At 64.4% G+C, this 15026-nt stretch carries 13 protein-coding genes; 4 read left to right on the forward strand and 9 right to left on the reverse strand.

Going from position 1 to position 15026, the window contains the following annotated elements; all coding sequences use genetic code 11:
• Positions 1 to 22: 22 nt before the first annotated feature.
• The 4 genes from mtgA to HELO_RS13555 all read right to left on the reverse strand — a co-directional run bounded on the left by mtgA (position 23) and on the right by HELO_RS13555 (position 4341).
• On the reverse strand, positions 23 to 721 hold the full coding sequence (gene mtgA / locus HELO_RS13540) for a monofunctional biosynthetic peptidoglycan transglycosylase (RefSeq protein WP_013333219.1): 699 nt from the start codon (positions 719 to 721) through the stop codon (positions 23 to 25).
• A gap of 15 nt (positions 722 to 736) precedes the next feature.
• The gene (gene gbdR / locus HELO_RS13545) at positions 737 to 1879 is read right to left on the reverse strand and encodes a choline metabolism transcriptional regulator GbdR (protein WP_013333220.1); all 1143 of its coding nucleotides are present in this window, start codon (positions 1877 to 1879) and stop codon (positions 737 to 739) included.
• A gap of 338 nt (positions 1880 to 2217) precedes the next feature.
• Positions 2218 to 3069 (reverse strand): S-formylglutathione hydrolase, encoded by an 852-nt coding sequence (gene fghA, locus HELO_RS13550; RefSeq protein ID WP_013333221.1) that lies wholly within the window; start codon positions 3067 to 3069, stop codon positions 2218 to 2220.
• 162 nt (positions 3070 to 3231) lie between these two features.
• Positions 3232 to 4341, reverse strand: coding sequence for an S-(hydroxymethyl)glutathione dehydrogenase/class III alcohol dehydrogenase (locus HELO_RS13555; RefSeq protein ID WP_013333222.1), 1110 nt, complete (start codon positions 4339 to 4341; stop codon positions 3232 to 3234).
• A gap of 122 nt (positions 4342 to 4463) precedes the next feature.
• Between HELO_RS13555 and HELO_RS13560 the strand changes: the two genes are divergently transcribed.
• Positions 4464 to 5360, forward strand: a complete 897-nt coding sequence (locus tag HELO_RS13560) for a LysR family transcriptional regulator (protein WP_013333223.1) — start codon at positions 4464 to 4466, stop codon at positions 5358 to 5360.
• Positions 5361 to 5437: 77 nt separating this feature from the next.
• On the opposite strand, the gene HELO_RS13565 is transcribed toward HELO_RS13560, so the two are convergent.
• On the reverse strand, positions 5438 to 6817 hold the full coding sequence (locus HELO_RS13565) for an L-serine ammonia-lyase (protein ID WP_013333224.1): 1380 nt from the start codon (positions 6815 to 6817) through the stop codon (positions 5438 to 5440).
• Between the two features lie 200 nt (positions 6818 to 7017).
• Between HELO_RS13565 and HELO_RS13570 the strand changes: the two genes are divergently transcribed.
• Both HELO_RS13570 and HELO_RS13575 read left to right on the forward strand, forming a co-directional pair.
• On the forward strand, positions 7018 to 7944 hold the full coding sequence (locus HELO_RS13570; protein ID WP_013333225.1) for a LysR substrate-binding domain-containing protein: 927 nt from the start codon (positions 7018 to 7020) through the stop codon (positions 7942 to 7944).
• A gap of 69 nt (positions 7945 to 8013) precedes the next feature.
• Complete coding sequence (locus HELO_RS13575; RefSeq protein ID WP_013333226.1) at positions 8014 to 8652, forward strand: hypothetical protein; 639 nt, start codon at positions 8014 to 8016, stop codon at positions 8650 to 8652.
• A gap of 88 nt (positions 8653 to 8740) precedes the next feature.
• Here HELO_RS13575 and rpoD read toward each other — a convergent pair whose 3' ends face one another.
• The 3 genes from rpoD to rpsU form a co-directional block, all read right to left on the reverse strand.
• Entirely contained in the window at positions 8741 to 10588 is a 1848-nt protein-coding gene (gene rpoD, locus HELO_RS13580; protein WP_013333227.1) for an RNA polymerase sigma factor RpoD, read from the reverse strand.
• 259 nt (positions 10589 to 10847) lie between these two features.
• Positions 10848 to 12689 (reverse strand): DNA primase, encoded by a 1842-nt coding sequence (gene dnaG, locus HELO_RS13585; RefSeq protein ID WP_013333228.1) that lies wholly within the window; start codon positions 12687 to 12689, stop codon positions 10848 to 10850.
• 133 nt (positions 12690 to 12822) lie between these two features.
• On the reverse strand, positions 12823 to 13038 hold the full coding sequence (rpsU, locus tag HELO_RS13590; RefSeq protein WP_013333229.1) for a 30S ribosomal protein S21: 216 nt from the start codon (positions 13036 to 13038) through the stop codon (positions 12823 to 12825).
• Positions 13039 to 13294: 256 nt separating this feature from the next.
• Here rpsU and tsaD point away from each other — a divergent pair, with 256 nt between their 5' ends.
• A complete protein-coding gene (gene tsaD, locus HELO_RS13595; RefSeq protein WP_041602148.1) occupies positions 13295 to 14323 on the forward strand; it encodes a tRNA (adenosine(37)-N6)-threonylcarbamoyltransferase complex transferase subunit TsaD in 1029 nt (342 codons plus the stop codon).
• Here the strand turns inward: tsaD and HELO_RS13600 are convergent, their stop codons facing one another.
• Entirely contained in the window at positions 14324 to 14902 is a 579-nt protein-coding gene (locus HELO_RS13600) for a glycerol-3-phosphate acyltransferase (protein ID WP_013333231.1), read from the reverse strand.
• Positions 14903 to 15026 lie beyond the last annotated feature (124 nt).

Consider the following 15026-nt stretch of genomic DNA (forward strand, 5'->3'; position numbering starts at 1 on the left):
CGCGACAGCTGGACGGAACGCTTTACAAACGCTCCAGATAGGCATGGCCCAGATTGCGCATCTGGCCACGGATCCAGTCGCTGCGCTGGAGCACGTAGGAACTTGGGCGGGAGGCGCTCCAGCCACGAGGATTGGGCAGGATGGCCGCCAGACGGCTGGCCTGAACAGGCGTCAGTGCGGCGGCGGGAACACCGAAGTAGTGCTGCGCCGCCGCTTCCAGGCCGAAGACGCCGTTATCCCATTCGGCAATGTTGAGATAGACCTCGAGAATGCGCTCCTTGGGCCACAACAGCTCGATGAGCAGGGTGAACCAGGCCTCGAGCCCCTTGCGCACCCAGTTGCGGCCGGTCCAGAGAAAGAGGTTCTTGGCGGTCTGCTGGCTGAGGGTACTGGCACCGCGCAGATCGCTGCCCTTCAGGCTCGCCATCACGGCACGCCGCATCTCGACGAAGTCGAAACCGTGATGGCTCGGAAAGCGCTGATCCTCGGCAGCGATCACCGCCAGCTTGGCGTTGTCGGAAAGCTGCGACCAGGGGCGCCACTGCTGGCGAATGTCCAGGGATTCACCGGCGAGCCAGGCTTCCACCTTGCGCTCGACCATGACCATGGAACCGCCGACCGGCACCACTCTGAACATCAGGACCAGCAGGACGGACAGCCCTACCCACCCCAGCAGCGCGAGCCCCAGGACTCGAGCCGCCCGTCGCAGCCACTCCCGCATCACACCTCTCTCATGTCATGTCCTCAACCTCACGCTGGCATACGTCGGCTCGCCCCGCGCCTGATCCAGGGCCGTCATGGCAGCGGAGACCGGTTCATTGGGCAAGGCCTCGAACGCGGATGCCGATTGCAGCATCGAGGCGGCGTCCTGATCCAGCCGCACCGGCGGCACCAGTTCCACGGCGCTGCTGCTCAACCGCTCGTCGCGAGGCGGAATGCCGAAATACTCGCGGTAGCACTTGGAGAAGTGCGGCGTGGACACGAAACCACAGGCCGATGCGACCTCGATGATCGACATCGGGGTCTGCTTGAGCAGCTGGCGAGCCCGAGTCAGGCGCAGTTTAAGGTAGTAGCGCGACGGGGAGCAATGCAGGTTCTTCTGGAACAGTCGCTCAAGCTGGCGACGCGAGACATTCACGTAATTGGCCAGCTCGTCGAGGCTGATCGGTTCCTCCAGGTTGGCCTCCATCAGCGCGACGATCTCCAGCAAGCGCGGCTGGGTGGTGCCCAGCACATGCTTGAGCGGCACGCGTTGCTGATCCTGCTCGCCGCGCACGCGGTCGTAGATGAACATCTCGGAGATGCCCGCCGACAGCTCGCGGCCATGGTCCCGACCGATCAGCGTCAGCATCATGTCCAGCGGCGCGGTGCCACCGGACGACGTGGCCCGGTCGCGATCGATGGAAAACAACCGGGTGGTCAACGACACCTTGGGAAAGGCCTCCTGCATGGCGGCCAGGCACTCCCAGTGGACGCTGGTCTCGAAGCCATCCAGCAGACCCGCCCGGGCCAGCGCCCAACTTCCCGTGCACACCGAGCCCAGTCGGCGAGAGCGACGCGCCTGGGACTGCAGCCAGGCGACGTGTTCGCGCTGGACACTGCGATGCGGGGCCACACCGCCACAGACGATCACCGTATCCAGCGCCAGCGGTACCGTGGTAGAGGCATCAGGCGTTACCTGCAGGCCATCACTGGCGCGTACCGCACTGCCATCCACCGTCAGTGTGTACCAGCGATAAAGTTCTCGACCGGCCAGCTGGTTGGCCATACGCAAGGGTTCGATGGCAGAGGCCAGCGAGATCAGGGTGAAGTTTTCCAGCAGCAGGAACCCCAGGGTCTGGGGAGTGGCCTTGGGCGGGGCCTGGGTAGCGGTTGTCATCTTGAAACTCCAGCACGGTTGTCATGGACCATCTTGTTATTGTCGAGGGGCGTCTGACGCCGCCGACTGAGCCGTCTGTCGCGATCAGACAAGCTCTACCGAGAATGTAATCTTTGTGTCGTTTTCGGGCATGTCAAATTTGCCTATCGACGCCGCTTTCTCGGTATTCTGCGACAATGATGTCGCTCCCAGGCATGCAGACGCCGCTTGGGAGTACGACACGACATCGCCAACGAAAGCGCCGGCCCATGAGAGGGCCGGCGCATATCGAGACGACGAAATTCCTGGTACTGCATCGTCGGGAAACTGCCTGAGCTCGCCGACTTTTCAGGCAGTGCCTAGGCTTGCAAGCGTTCGGCGTGATAACGCAGATGATCGTCGATGAAGCTGGCAATGAAGAAATAACTGTGGTCATAGCCGGGCTGGCGGCGCAGCGTCAGCGGATGATCATGCTCGGCGCACACCGCCTCCAGCCGCGCCGGACACAGTTGTTCCTCCAGGAAATCGTCGGCTTCCCCCTGATCGATGAACAGCGGCTGTCGGGAGGCGCCGCGCGCCACCAGCTCGCAGGCATCATACTGGGTCCAGCGGCTGACATCCTCGCCCAGATAGGCGCTGAAGGCCTTGCGCCCCCAGGGACTCTGGGTCGGATTGACCACCGGGGCGAACGCCGATACCGAACGATAGTGGCCGGGACGACGCAGGGCCATGATCAAGGCCCCGTGCCCTCCCATGGAGTGCCCGCTGATCGACTCGCGACCATTGACCGGAAAGTGCTGGCGCACCACTGACGGCAGCTCCTCGGCCACGTAGTCGTACATCCGATAGTGATCCTTCCAGGGCGCTTCGGTGGCATTGACGTAGAACCCCGCCCCGGAGCCGAAATCGTAACTGTCATGCTCGCCCGGCAGATCCAGGCCCCGGGGGCTGGTGTCGGGGCAGACGATGGCGATGCCCAGTTCGGCGGCCAGGCGCTGGGCACCGGCCTTCTGCATGAAGTTCTCGTCGGTGCAGGTCAGCCCCGACAGCCACCACAGCAGCGGCACGCGTTCGGTCTCGGCCTGCGGCGGCAGGTAGATGGCGAACACCATCTCGCAGTCCAGCGCTCGCGAACGATGGCGGTAGCGCTTGTGCCAGCCACCGAAGCTGCGGTTGGCCGAGACCAGCTCCAGATGCTCGGTCATGGTCATGGATCAGTCTCCTCGACGACGGAAATCGGTTCAGTCCTGACCCGGCAAGCCTGTTGCCGGGTCAATGGCGGTACGCGAAGGCACCGCCGCCGGACGCCAGGCCGGCACGAGTCGCACCACACCAGCAGATTCACCCAGCGACCCGCGTGGTGCAACCGGCAATCAATAGTGCAGCACGGTGCGGATGCTCTCGCCGCGGTGCAGCAGCTCGAAGGCCTCGTTGATTTCCTCGAAAGGCATGTCGTGGGTGATGAAGTCGTCGATGTTGATCTCGCCGTTCATGTAACGCTCGACATACCCCGGCAGCTCGGTGCGGCCCTTGACACCACCGAAGGCGGAGCCCTTCCAGACGCGGCCGGTGACCAGCTGGAACGGACGGGTGGAGATTTCCTCGCCGGCACCGGCCACGCCGATGATGATCGACTCGCCCCATCCCTTGTGGCAGCACTCCAGCGCCGAACGCATGACGTTGACATTGCCGATGCACTCGAACGAGTAATCGACACCGCCATCGGTCATGTCGACGATCACTTCCTGGATGGAACCGGAGTAGTCCTTGGGATTGACGAACTCGGTGGCACCGAACTGCTCGGCGAGCTTGAACTTCTCGGGATTGACGTCGATGGCGATGATGCGGCTCGCCTTGGCCATCACCGCGCCCTGGATCACGGCCAGGCCGATGGCTCCCAGGCCGAACACCGCCACGGTGCTGCCGGGCTCCACCTTGGCAGTGTTCATGACCGCGCCGATACCGGTGGTGACACCGCATCCCAGCAGGCAGATCTTGTCCATGGGTGCCTGCTTGGACACCGATGCCAGCGACACCTCCGGCAGTACCGTGTACTCGCTGAAGGTGGAAGTCCCCATGTAATGATGAAGCGGCTTGCCTTCCAGGGAGAAACGGCTGGTGCCATCCGGCATCACGCCCTTGCCCTGAGTGGCGCGAACCGAGCCACACAGGTTGGTCTTGCCGGACAGGCAGAACTTGCACTTGCCGCATTCGGCCGTATACAGAGGAATGACATGATCGCCCGGACGCAGGCTGGTGACGCCCTCGCCCACTTCCTCGACGACACCGGCACCTTCATGGCCCAGCACCGCGGGAAAGTTACCCTCCGGGTCGGCACCGGAAAGGGTATAGGCATCGGTATGGCAGACACTGGTGGCGGCCATGCGCACCAGCACCTCGCCGGACTTCGGGCCCTCGACATCGATCTCGGTCAACTGCAGGGGCTGACCCGCTTCCAGGGCCACGGCGGCACGAGACTTCATGATCCATCCTCTCGGTGGGTGATTGACATCCTTGCAGTCTAGGCAAGAGTGGCGGTCACTATAAACCGCATCAAACGCATGACATTATTGTCATCTGGCAATAATCGAGTGGAGACGCCAACATGCAACGCTGGGATCGTGTCGAAGCCTTCATCGAGGTCGTCCGACTCGGCGCCTTCAATGCCGCCGCCGAGCGGCTGAGGGTCTCGAGTTCCCATGTCAGCCGGCTGGTCAGCCAGTTGGAGAGCCAACTGGATACTCCCCTGCTGTACCGGACCACGCGCCGCATACGCCTGACCGAGGCGGGCCGACTCTACTATCAGCACTGTCATCATCTATTCGACGGCTTCCGTGAGGCCGAAGCGGCCATCAAGGAACTCCAGACCCGTCCCAGCGGCCTGCTCAGCCTCACCAGCGCCACCACCTTCGGCGAACGCTACCTGGCACCACTGGTCCACGACTTCATGCGCCTGCACCCACAGCTCGAAGTGAACATGCACTTCACCAACCGGCGAGTCGACATCATCGACGAAGGCTTCGACATCGCCATCCGCATGGGTACGCTCCAGGATTCCTCACTGATCGCCAGGCGACTCTGCGAGCGCCGCGAGTACGTGGTCGGCTCGCCGGACTATTTCACCCACTACGGCCAGCCACACGCCCTCTCCGAGCTGTCGCGCCATCGCTGCCTGGCGGGCACCCGTGACCATTGGCGCTTCGACGTCGATGGCGTCCGACGCGAGATACGCATCGACGGTCCCTGGCGCGGCAACTCCGGACCGGCATTGCTCGACGCTACTCTCAAGGGCCTGGGGCTCGCCCAGTTGCCCGACTACTATGTCGACCAGCACCTGGCACGCGGCGAGCTGATCAGCGTGCTCGATGCCTACCGCCACGACGACACCGCGGTCTGGGCCGTCTATCCGCGTCACCGGCATCGCTCCCCCAAGGTCCGCCAGTTCCTCGACTACCTGGTCACCGAGCTCGCCCCGAGGCTTCCCAGCGCTTCAGCATCCTGAACGAGCACAAAAAAGCGCGACACCCGCAGGTGCCGCGCCGAAGGTGACCGCCCCAGGCGGCCCGGCAAGAAAAAGGTTCAACACTCGATGGCATTGACGGCCAGACCGCCCTTGGAAGTCTCCTTGTACTTCTCCTGCATGTCGGCGCCGGTATCGCGCATGGTGCGGATGGCCTTGTCCAGCGAAATGAAGTGCTCACCGTCGCCACGCAGGGCCATCTGGGTCGCATTGATCGCCTTGACCGAGGCGATGGCGTTGCGTTCGATGCAGGGAACCTGGACCAGCCCGCCGACCGGGTCGCAGGTCAGCCCCAGGTTGTGCTCGAGACCGATCTCGGCGGCATTCTCGACCTGGGCGGCGCTGCCCCCCATCACCTCGGTGAGTCCGGCGGCGGCCATGGCGCAGGCCGACCCGACCTCGCCCTGACAACCGACCTCGGCGCCGGAAATGGAGGCATTCTTCTTGCACAGGATGCCTACCGCACCGGCGGTCAGCAGAAAGTCCACCACGTTACGCTCGCAGGCACCCTGCTGGAACTTCATGTAATAGTGCAGCACCGCCGGAATGATCCCCGCCGCCCCATTGGTGGGTGCGGTGACCATGCGGCCGCCGGCGGCGTTCTCCTCGTTCACCGCCAGGGCGAAGACATTGACCCAGTCCATGGCGGAGAAAGTCGAGGTGATCAGGCTGGTATCATCCTCCATCGCCTCCAGTCGACGATGCAGGGACGCCGCGCGCCGCTTGACCTCGAGACCGCCGGGCAGAATGCCCTCGTTGGCGAATCCCTGGTTGACGCAGTCCTGCATGGCTTCCCAGATGCGCCACAGGCCAGCGCGGATCTCGGATTCGTCCCGCCAGGCCTTCTCGTTCTCCATCATCAGCTCGCTGATGCGCAGATCATGCAGCCGGCACAGGGCCAGCAATTCGGCGGCGCTGTTGAACTCATAGGGCAGTGCCGTGGTATCGGAATCCAGCTCGTCGCGATCGACCTGCCCCTGGTCGACCACGAAGCCGCCGCCCACCGAGTAGAAGACGTTGCGATACAGTTCATCGGCATGGCCATGCGCCACCAGCGTCATCGCATTGGGATGATAAGGCAGGCTCTCGTCATGCCATTGCAGGTCGCGCGCCCAGACGAAGGGAATCGCCAGATGGCCATCGAGCAGCAGGGTCTGGGACTCCAGCAACTCCTCGATGCAGGGCGAGACGATCGCCGGATCGATGCTTTCGGGGCTTTCGCCCATCAGCCCCATGATGGTCGCCCGGTCGGTGCCGTGTCCCTTGCCGGTGGACGAAAGCGAGCCATGCAGATGGATCTCGATCCGCGCCACCCGTTCGAGCAGGTCACGGGCACGCAACGCCTGGACGAAGTCATGGGCCGCGCGCATCGGGCCCACCGTATGGGAGCTCGACGGTCCGATACCGATCTTGAACAAGTCGAAGACGCTGATTGCCATGGTGGTGCCTCATTGCGTGACCGGGTAAAACCGGTGGTCAGGATCTGGTGGAAGGCATTTATTCAGGTGCCTTTCTCTATGGCTTTCTGTCAGTCAGGCTAAACCCAACTGGCATTCACCTCATTTGACCCTTATGTTGGAGGCAGGTTTTGCCCCCGGCAATCGAGAATATCTCGCTTTCAGTATAGTATGACTAAACCATGAGCCGTCTTCTCAATTCTCAGACCCACGCCTGGCTGAAGGTCTTCGCCGTCAGTGCGCGCCATCTCTCGTTCACTCGGGCGGCGGAAGAACTGCACGTCACCACCGGCGCGGTCAGCCAGCAGATCAAACAGCTGGAGGACAGGCTGGGCTTCAAGCTGTTCCGGCGCCTGCCCCGCCGCCTCGCCCTGACCGAGGAAGGCAGGCGACTGGCCACCGTGGTCGACGATGCCTACCAGGCCGTGGGACTCGAGGTGAAGCGACTGCGCAGCGGCGTCATGAGCGGCATCATCCGGCTGCGCAGCGTCCCCTCTTTCCTCAACAAGTGGCTGATGCCCCGACTGCCCCGGCTCCAGGCGCGCTTCCCCGACATCGAGCTGCACGTCACCGCCGAGGACAGCAGCACCTCGCTGCGGGAAGGCGATTTCGATCTCGCCCTGGATCTCAACGACGGCCAGACGCCGGGACTGGCCATCACGCCACTGATCGAGGAAACCATCTTCCCGGTCTGCTCGCCCTCGCTGCTGCGCGGGCGTCCGCCCCTGCGCCGCCCCGAGGATCTGGCCTGGTATCCGCTGCTGCACGACGTCACCGCCTGGCGCGGAAGCCGCGACTACGGCGAATGGGAACACTACCTGGAGGCCATCGAGGCACCTTCGGTGAACGTCCATCGCGGCTATACCTTCAACCGCAACCACCTGACCATGGAGGCGGCCATCGCCGGCATGGGCGTGGCCATCGCCCGCCAGACCCTGATCACCAACGAGTTGGAGACCGGCGCCCTGATCGCGCCCCTCGAGCGGCGCGTCGCCACCGGCATGCACTATGGCATCGTCTATGCCGCCGGCGCCCTGGACGACCGTCGCGTACGGGCCGTGCACGACTGGCTCGTGGAGGAAGCCAGAAGACCCCAGCCAATTCGTTAGCAGGCGAGCTATATCGACGCAAAATGCGTACAATGATCGCCTTCGATACACCACGCCACGAGAAGACGGATGTCCAACACGCCCCCTGACCGGATCAGCTTTCGAGCCACCTGCCTGCGAGCCCTGGCTTACCTGGTGATCATCGCCGCCTTGATGGAAGGCGTCATGCAGGAAGCCCTACAGCTCGACTACACCCAGTTTTCGGAATCTGGCTTCACCGAGCTCACCCAGTCCGTACTGCTGCTGCTGTCAACGGGGCTGGCACTCTCCGTACGCGTCTGGCAACGCCAGCTACCCCACGTTTCCCTGCTGCTGGTCGGCCTGCTCGGCGCCTCGCTGATCCGCGAGCAGGACGCCTGGCTCGACAGCTATGTCTTCGATGGCGCCTGGCAGACGCTGGTCACCCTGCTGGTGCTTCCCGTGCTGTTCGTGGTGATCCGCCACCGCCGGGCCTTCGTGACCGAACTCGAGTCGATCACCGGCACCTTTTCCTTCGGACTATTCGCGGCCGGCTTCCTGACCACCTACGCCTTCTCCCGGCTGTATGGTCGCAGCGCCCTGTGGCAGGAGATCCTTGGCGAGCACTATCTGCGCGCCTTCAAGAACGCGGCGGAAGAAGTCACCGAGCTGTTCGGTTACACCCTGATGCTGTTCGCCATGCTGGAGCTGGTCCTGCTGGTGCGGCGCCGGCTAATCGCCGGGCGCTGAGCCTTCCACGTAGAGCAGGCTCCGAAACGACGACGCCCGCGGAAAATCCGCGGGCGTCGTGCATTGCGCCTGAGACTCGCTATCGCGACTATTCGTCGAGGAAGGAGCGCAGCGGCTCGGAACGCGACGGGTGGCGAAGCTTGCGCAAGGCCTTGGCCTCGATCTGACGAATCCGCTCGCGCGTCACATCGAACTGCTTGCCGACCTCCTCGAGGGTGTGATCGGTGTTCATGTCGATGCCGAAGCGCATGCGCAGCACCTTGGCCTCGCGGGCCGTCAGGCCGCCGAGCACGTTGCGAGTGGCCTCGATCAGCCCCTCGCCAGTGGCCGAGTCGATGGGCAGCACCATGGTGCCGTCCTCGATGAAGTCACCCAGGTGCGAATCGTCGTCATCGCCGATGGGCGTCTCCATGGAGATCGGCTCCTTGGCGATCTTGAGCACCTTGCGCACCTTGTCCTCGGGCATCTCGAGACGCTCGCCAAGCTCCTCGGGGGTCGGCTCGCGGCCCATCTCCTGCAGCATCTGGCGCGAGACGCGATTGAGCTTGTTGATGGTCTCGATCATGTGCACCGGAATACGGATGGTCCGCGCCTGGTCAGCGATCGAGCGGGTGATCGCCTGGCGAATCCACCAGGTGGCGTAGGTCGAGAACTTGTAGCCGCGACGATATTCGAACTTGTCCACGGCCTTCATCAGGCCGATGTTGCCTTCCTGGATCAGGTCCAGGAACTGCAGGCCCCGGTTGGTGTACTTCTTGGCGATGGAGATCACCAGTCGCAGGTTGGCCTCGACCATCTCCTTCTTGGCCCGACGTGCCTTGGCCTCGCCGATGGAGAGCTTGCGGTTGACCTCCTTGAGATCGGTCACCACCAGCGCAACCATCTCCTCCTCGAAGGCGATCTTGCGCTGGGCACGCTGGATGTCGCCCTTCAGCGGCGCGAGCCGGTCGGCATACTTGGCGTTCTCGGCCATGAAGCTATCCAGCCAGTCCTGGCGGGATTCATTGCCCGGGAAGGACTTGATGAAGGTCTTGCGCGGCACCTTCGCCTTCTTGACGCACAGCTGCATGATCGCCTTTTCCTGGGCACGCACCTGCTCGACGCTGATGCGCACCTGGCCGACCAGGCGCTCGAAATGCTTGGGTACCAGCTTGATCGGCGAGAACAGCTCGGCGAGACGCGCCAGCTCGTCCTGGGCCTGCTTGGCACCGCGACCATGCTCCTCGATGGCGCGACGCGCCGCCTCGTTCTGCTCGCGGATCTGCTCGAAGCGCGCCCGCGCCTCTTCGGGATCCGGGCCACCGCCGGATTCCTCTTCCTCGGCGTCGTCATCCTCGTCGGACGCCTCGCCGTCAGCGGCACTCTGCTCGGGCTCGGGCTCCGGCACGTCGGCCTCGGCCACGCCAGGAATCCCTTCGTCGGGATCAATGAAGCCCGAGAACAGGTCGGACAGACGCCCCGGGGCCTCTTCATCCTGGGTGGCATCATAGGCCTCGAGGATGGAATCCACGGCGCCGGGCAGGTAAGCCAGCGCCGACATGACCTCGCGGGTCCCTTCCTCGATGCGCTTGGCGATCTCGATTTCGCCTTCGCGGGTCAACAGCTCCACGGTTCCCATTTCGCGCATGTACATGCGCACCGGGTCCGTGGTGCGACCCACGTCGCTTTCCACCGCCGCCAGCGCCGCCACGGCCTCCTCGGCCGCCGACTCGTCGGTGGATTGATCGGCCATCATCAGGGTGTCTTCGTCGGGGGCTTCCTCGACGACATTGATACCCATGTCGTTGATCATGCCGATGATGTCTTCCACCTGATCCGGGTCGGCGATATCCTCGGGTAGATGGTCGTTGACCTCGGCATAGGTCAGGAAGCCCTGTTCCTTGCCGCGCGCGATCAACTCCTTCAGACGTGACTGCTGCTGCGCATTTCCAGCCATAGAAACCCTATCTCGACGAAGAAGAATGAAGCACCTGAAGCACTTGAGGCGGAGAAAACTCGATAAGCCGAACAGTATAGCGGTTTAGCCTACTGTTTTGCTAGTTCGGTGTATTTGCGCGGTCATTCAGGTGTGTTAGTTTGTCCGGTTGCGTCTCGCTCGGTTACGCTCTTAATGTGGTGATGGTAGGAGAGAATTCAACCCTAGCGCCACTTTTCCGGCGCCCTCCCGGGCGTGCTGCCAGGCTGCGAAACGCCTCTCATCCCTTCAGTTCCATCAACAGTTCGTTCAGCCGCTGGCGCTCTTGCTGCGACAGCCGCTCACCGGTACGACTCCGGGCCAGCAGGGCGTCGAACTCCTCCTGGGGAGAACGCTGCCGGCGATGGCGCTGAAAGTACGCCACCCAATTGTCCAGTTCGGTACCGCGCAACCCCTTGGGAACCAGGGGCTCGCGGCGCGCCAGCTCCGCCAGGCGTTCGCCTTCCGGCGTGCCGTGAAAATGCGCCAGCAGTACCTGGGCACTGCGATAGCGTCCGGCCTTGAGCAGACGCACCACCTCGCGGCACAGCCGAGCATCGCCATCCTCATGGGAACACCAGTCGTCGTTGTCCGGCAGGCGCTCGACCAGTCCCGGCTCATGCACCAGCAACTGCAGCGCACGCGCCATCAAGCCGAGCGTTCCACGGGCCGCCGGCGCCCCTCCTCTCGGTGCCTCGCCCACCACCGGTGCCGCTTCGGCCATCGGCGGTGGTGCAGACTCGTCCGACACCGATCGACCAGCGCTCTCCGGGCTGGCATGACGCGCCATCAAAGACTCGAAGCTTGACTGGTCGACGCCAGTACGCCGCGAGAGTTCCGTCAGCAGCAGAGACTTCAGCATCCCCTCGGGCAGCAGCCCGATCGCTTCCAGCACCTGGCTGGCGTAACGCTCGCGCTCCTCGATGCGCGCCAGGTCACGCCCCTGCGCCGCCAGCTCGAACAGGAATTCCGACAGCGGGCTCGCACAGGTGACGCGATCCTCGAAGGCATCGGCCCCCTCGCGCCGCACCAGGGTGTCCGGATCCTCGCCCTCGGGCAGGAACAGGAAACGCGCCTGACGTCCGTCGATCATCATCGGCAGCGCCGTACGCAGGGCACGATCCGCCGCCTGGCGACCCGCACGGTCGCCGTCGAAGCAGAACACCACTTCGTCGACCACGCGAAACAGCCGCGACAGATGATCTTCGGTGGTCGCCGTGCCCAGCGTGGCCACTGCATTGCGAATGCCGAACTGGGCCAGGGCCACCACATCCATGTAGCCCTCGACGATCACCACACGATCCAGCCGGGCATTGGCCTGGCGCGCCTCGTAGAGACCGTAGAGCTCGCGCCCCTTGTGAAACACCGGCGTTTCCGGCGAATTGAGGTACTTGGGCTTGGCATCGCCCAGCACCCGCCCGCCGAAGGCCACGGTACGACCACGAATATCGCGGATCGGGAACATCACCCGGTCGCGAAAGCGGTCGTAGGTGCGCCCGCTGTCCTCCCGATGCACAAGCAGGCCGTACTCGATCTGTACGGCCTCGCTGATGCCGCGCTCGCCAAGGTGACGGCGCATCGCCTCCCACTGTGCGGGCGCGAAGCCGATGCCGAAATCGCGCACTACCTCGGGCGAGAGCCCCCGCTTGTCGAGGTAGGCCCGTGCCGCCTCACCTTCCGGCATCTTCAGGCGCTCGCGGAAGAAGCTCGCCGCCAGCTCCAGCAGATTGACACCTTCCTTGCGCTTGCGCTCGCGCGCCTGCTGATGGGGATCGTCGTCCCCCTCCCGGGGAACCTCGAGTCCCAGCCGCGCGGCCAGATGCTCCACCGCCTCGGGGAAACGCAGGCGGTCATACTCCATCAAGAAGCGCAGGGCGTTACCGTGGGCACCGCAACCGAAGCAGTGATAGAACTGCTTGTCGGCGCTGACAGTGAACGACGGCGACTTTTCCTGGTGGAAGGGACACAGCCCGGAGTGATTGCGCCCCGCTCTCTTGAGCTTGACCCGCTCGCCAACGATCTCGACCACATCGGTGCGGGCCAGCAGGTCATCGATGAAACGTTGCGGAATCTGTCCGGCCATTCAGGCTATCCCGAAAGCGGAAAAACGAGGGTGCGGATGCGACGACGAACAGCGCAAAAACAAGCGGCCACCGATTGGCGGCCGCTTGGGCGTCCTCCCGAGACGACCCGAGAAGGGCCGCCCCAAGTACGGATCAATAGAGCCGTTCGAAACGCTTGCGCTCACGCTGGAGCTTCTTGGCGTGACGCTTGACGGCAGCTGCCGCCTTGCGCTTGCGCTCTGCGGTCGGCTTCTCGTACTGTTCGCGACGGCGAACCTCGGAGAGCACGCCGGCTTTTTCACAGGAACGCTTGAAGCGACGCAGCGCGACGTCAAACGGCTCGTTATCGCGTACTTTGACAGAAGGCATTAAGCACTCACCTACCTTGAAAACTTGAGTTCGGTTTGAACGCACGCCCTGAGAACTCTCATCACGCCTCGCCCGGACGAACCGTAGCGTGGTGAAAACGAAAAACGCGAGCCTCGGGCGCACGACCCAGTCTTGCAGCGCACAGTATTCTAGTCGTCGTGGTGCTGCCATGCAAACCGTTTCGCCAACCGGCCCCTGCCGCCCCGCGCCCAAAACGCGTAGAATACCGCCATTTCCGATCCACCGAGCCATGACCATGCGCGTACTGGGCATCGAGACTTCCTGCGACGAAACCGGCGTCGCCCTCTTCGACACCGAGCGGGGCCTTGCGGCCGACGCCCTGCACAGCCAGATCGCCATGCACGCCGAATACGGCGGCGTGGTGCCCGAACTGGCCTCCCGCGATCACACCCGCCGCCTGCTGCCCCTGATCCAGCGCGTGCTCGACGATGCCGGTGCGAGCCGGCAGGACCTCGACGCCATTGCCTACACCGCCGGTCCGGGCCTGGTCGGCGCGCTGATGGTCGGCGCCAGCACCGCCCACGGCATGGCCCGGGCACTCGGCGTCCCGGTGCTCGGCGTGCATCACATGGAGGGCCACCTGCTGGCTCCCATGCTGGAGGACGATCCCCCCGAGTTCCCCTTCGTGGCCCTGCTGGTCTCCGGCGGCCACACCCAACTGGTGGAAGTCGCGGGCATCGGGCGCTACCGGCTGCTCGGCGAATCGGTGGACGATGCCGCCGGCGAAGCCTTCGACAAGGCCGCCAAGATGCTCGACCTGGACTACCCCGGCGGCCCGGCGGTGGCCCGGCTCGCCGAGCAGGGCGATCCCGGCCGGCTGCGCTTCCCGCGCCCCATGACCGATCGCCCGGGCCTGGATTTCAGCTTTTCCGGCTTGAAGACCCACACCCTGACCGCCATTCGCCAGCTCGAGGCCGAAGGCGCACTCGACGACCAGGCTCGCGCCGATGTGGCACGTGCCTTCGAGGATGCGGTCGTCGATACCCTGGTGATCAAGTGTCGTCGCGCCCTCGACGCCACCGGCCTGACGCGGCTGGTCGTCGCCGGCGGGGTCAGCGCCAACCAGCGGTTGCGCGAGCGCCTGGCGCACGAAGCGGGCAAGCGCGATGCCCGGGTGTACTATCCGCGCGGCCGCTTCTGCACCGACAACGGCGCCATGATCGCCTATGCCGGCGCACAACGCCTGCGCGCCGGCCAACGCGACGAACCCGGGCAGATGCAGGCCGTGCCCCGTTGGCCGCTGGAAACCCTCGGCGAGCCCTGACTATTCATCCCGCCCGGACCACCGCCGCAGATAGAAGGCATGCCGGATCAGCACCAGCAGGGTGAAGACGATCACTACCTCGGTATAGGCCGGCGCCAGCCAGAGCGTGAACAGCGGCGCCAGGGCGGCGCTTGCCAGGGAGGCGAGTGCCGCGGTCCGGCCGCTGGCGGCCAGCAGGCACCACAGCAGCGCACAGCACAGTGCCACCCAGGGCGTCAGCACGAGCATCACGCCGAAGGCGCAGGCGACCGCTCGCCCACCCCGAAAGCGATACCAGACGGGATAGCTATGGCCCAGCATGACGCCGAGCCCCACCAGCCCCTGCGCCCAGGGCGGCAGATCCCGAAGCAACGCCAGGCCCAGCACCGGCATGCCCTTCAGGGTATCCACCAGCAGGGTCGCCAGCGCCAGACGCATGCCGTGCAGACGCAACACGTTGGAAAAGCCGGGGTTGCAGGAACCGGCCATACGGGGGTCGCTCACGCCGGCCAGGCGGCACACCGTCAGGGCACCGAGCCAGGTTCCACTGAGATAACCCAACGCCATCAGCGGCAGGGTCGTTTCGAGTGTCGTCAGCACGACCGCGCCTCGAAGAAGGGTTTAACGGGCCATTCTGCCAGCCACATGCCGCCGAGAACAGCGCCCCGCTGTCGTCGGCGATCGGGCTCGCGTACAATCGGCCGCGCCTTCACCGTCAAACGCG

Source organism: Halomonas elongata DSM 2581, assembly GCF_000196875.2.
Taxonomy (GTDB): Bacteria; Pseudomonadota; Gammaproteobacteria; order Pseudomonadales; family Halomonadaceae; genus Halomonas; species Halomonas elongata.